Origin of the sequence: Methylobacterium sp. (genome assembly GCF_019750675.1) — a bacterium.
GTDB lineage: Bacteria > Pseudomonadota > Alphaproteobacteria > Rhizobiales > Beijerinckiaceae > Methylobacterium.
Genome location: NZ_JAIEOF010000268.1, coordinates 1 through 2840, shown reverse-complemented (window position 1 = coordinate 2840; position 2840 = coordinate 1). Strand labels below are relative to the sequence as shown.

Below are 2840 nucleotides of genomic sequence, written 5' to 3'. Positions count from 1 at the left end.
TCCCGCTTGGTGCCGTCCGCGGAGGTGATCTCGGCGATCATGGTCTGGCGCGGCTTCAGGTCGCCGGACAGGCCCCGGATCGAGACCGTCTCGTCACCCTTGAGGCCGAGCGAGGCCCACGAGGTCTCGCCCTGGAAGACCAGGGGCACGATGCCCATGCCGACGAGGTTCGAGCGGTGGATGCGCTCGAAGCTCTCGGCCACCACGGCGCGGATGCCGAGCAACTTGGTGCCCTTGGCCGCCCAGTCGCGCGAGGAGCCGGTGCCGTACTCCTTGCCGGCGAAGACCACGAGCGGCGTGCCCTCGGCCTGATACTTCTGCGCGGCGTCGTAGATGAACATCCGCTCGCCCGAGGGCTGGAACAGGGTCCAGCCGCCCTCGACCACGTTGCCGGACTCGTCGCGGACCATCTGGTTCTTGATGCGGATGTTGGCGAAGGTGCCGCGCATCATGACTTCGTGGTTGCCGCGCCGGGTGCCGTACTGGTTGAAGTCCTGCACCCGGACCTGGTGCTCCTGCAGGTAGGCGCCCGCCGGAGAGTTCGCCCGGATGTTGCCCGCCGGCGAGATGTGGTCGGTGGTGATCGAGTCGAGGAACAGGCCGAGGATGCGGGCATCGACCACGTCCTCCACCGGGGCGGGGGTCTTCTGCATGCCCTCGAAGTAGGGCGGGTTCTGCACGTAGGTGGAGGTCGAATCCCACTTGAAGGTCTCGGCCTCGGTGACCTCGACGGCCTTCCAGTAGTCGTCGCCGCCGAACACGTCGGCGTAGCGGGACTTGAACAGGGTCGAGGTGATGTTGGCCTCGATGAACTCCTGGACCTCGGCGGACGACGGCCAGATGTCCTTCAGGTAGACGGGCTGGCCGTCCGACCCCATGCCGAGCGGCTCGGTGGTGATGTCGATCTGCATCGAGCCGGCGAGCGCGTAGGCGACGACCAGCGGCGGCGAAGCGAGGTAGTTCGCCCGGACATCCGGGTTCACGCGGCCCTCGAAGTTGCGGTTGCCCGAGAGCACGGCGGCGGCGACCACGTCGTTGTCGTTGATCGCCTTCGAGATCGGGGCCGGCAGCGGGCCCGAATTGCCGATGCAGGTGGTGCAGCCGAAGCCGACGAGGTTGAAGCCGAGCGCGTCGAGGGGCGCCTGCAGGCCGGCGCTCTCAAGGTACTCGGCCACCACCTGGGAGCCGGGCGCGAGCGAGGTCTTCACCCAGGGCTTGGAGCGCAGACCCTTGGCGACCGCGTTGCGGGCCAGAAGCCCGGCGCCGATCATCACGCTCGGGTTCGAGGTGTTGGTGCAGGACGTGATGGCGGCGATCACCACGTCGCCGTGGCCGATGTCGAAGTTCGCGCCCTCCACGGGATAGCGCTTGGCGATGTCGGCGGCCTTCTTGAACTCGGTCTCCATGGATTGCGCGAAGCCGGGCTTGGCGCCGTCGAGGAGCACCCGGTCCTGCGGGCGCTTGGGGCCGGCGAGCGAGGGGCGCACGTCGCCCATGTCGAGTTCGAGCGTGTCGGTGAAGACGGGATCGGGGGTCTGGGCATCGCGCCACATGCCCTGCGCCTTGGCGTAGGCCTCCACCAGGGCGATGCGGTCGTCGGCGCGGCCGGTGACGGTGAGGAAGTCGATGGTCTTCTGGTCGATGGGGAAGAAGCCGCAGGTGGCGCCGTATTCGGGGGCCATGTTGGAGATCGTGGCGCGGTCGGCCACCGCCATGTCGTCGAGGCCGGGGCCGTAGAACTCCACGAACTTGCCGACCACGCCCTTCTTGCGCAGCATCTGGGTGACGGTGAGCACCAGATCGGTGGCCGTGGTGCCCTCGGGCAGCTTGCCCGACAGCTTGAAGCCGACGACCTCGGGGATCAGCATCGAGAGTGGCTGGCCGAGCATCGCGGCCTCGGCCTCGATGCCGCCGACGCCCCAGCCGAGCACGGCCAGGCCGTTGACCATGGTGGTGTGCGAATCGGTGCCGACGAGGCTGTCCGGATAGGCGAGCTCGGTGCCGTCTTCCGACTTCGTCCAGACCGTCTGCGACAGGTATTCCAGGTTCACCTGGTGGCAGATGCCGGTGCCGGGCGGCACGACGGAGAAGTTGTCGAAGGCCGACTGGCCCCACTTGAGGAAGGTGTAGCGCTCGCCGTTGCGCGAGTATTCCAGCGCGACGTTGTCGGCCAGCGCCTTCGGGGTGCCGAACTCGTCGACGATGACCGAGTGGTCGATCACGAGGTCGACCGGCACCAGGGGATTGATCTTCTGCGGGTCGCCGCCCAGCGCCACCATGGCGTCGCGCATCGCGGCGAGGTCGACGACGGCGGGCACGCCCGTGAAATCCTGCATCAGCACGCGAGAGGGGCGGAAGGCAATCTCGGTCTCGGTCTTGCCCTTGTTGCCGAGCCAGGCGACGGTGGCCGAGATGTCGTCCTTCTTGACCGAGCGGTCGTCCTCGAAGCGCAACAGGTTCTCAAGCAGCACCTTCATGGAGAAGGGCAGCGCGGTGGCGTCGGCGAGGCCCGCCTTCTCGGCCTGCGGGATCGAGTAATAGGTGTAGGACTTGTCTCCGACGGTGAGGGTCTGGCGAGACTGGAAGCTGTCGATCGATGCCACGGCGTTATAATTCCTCGCGAGCGGTTGGTCGAACACGCGCAGGCATAACCTGCGCCACGAAAACACGTGTTCGGCTGGGAGCGCTATGAAGCGCGCGCCGCCCCGGGGGTGCCCGGATGAGGATGATGCGCGAAGGGCGATTTGGACGCCCTGAAACTCGCGCGGCGCAGCCTGGGCGCGTTATAGAACACTTCGAAACTGGCCGCTACCGGTGGCCTGACAGCGCGTGGGATCTGT

Annotated in this window: 1 protein-coding gene; it reads right to left on the bottom strand. The window is 67.3% G+C overall.

Features of this window, described 5'->3' with window-relative positions; all coding sequences use genetic code 11:
• Positions 1 to 2603 (bottom strand): aconitate hydratase AcnA (gene acnA, locus K2X24_RS13930; protein WP_292498984.1); only part of this gene is annotated, 2603 nt, incomplete at its 3' end.
• Positions 2604 to 2840: the final 237 nt, after the last annotated feature.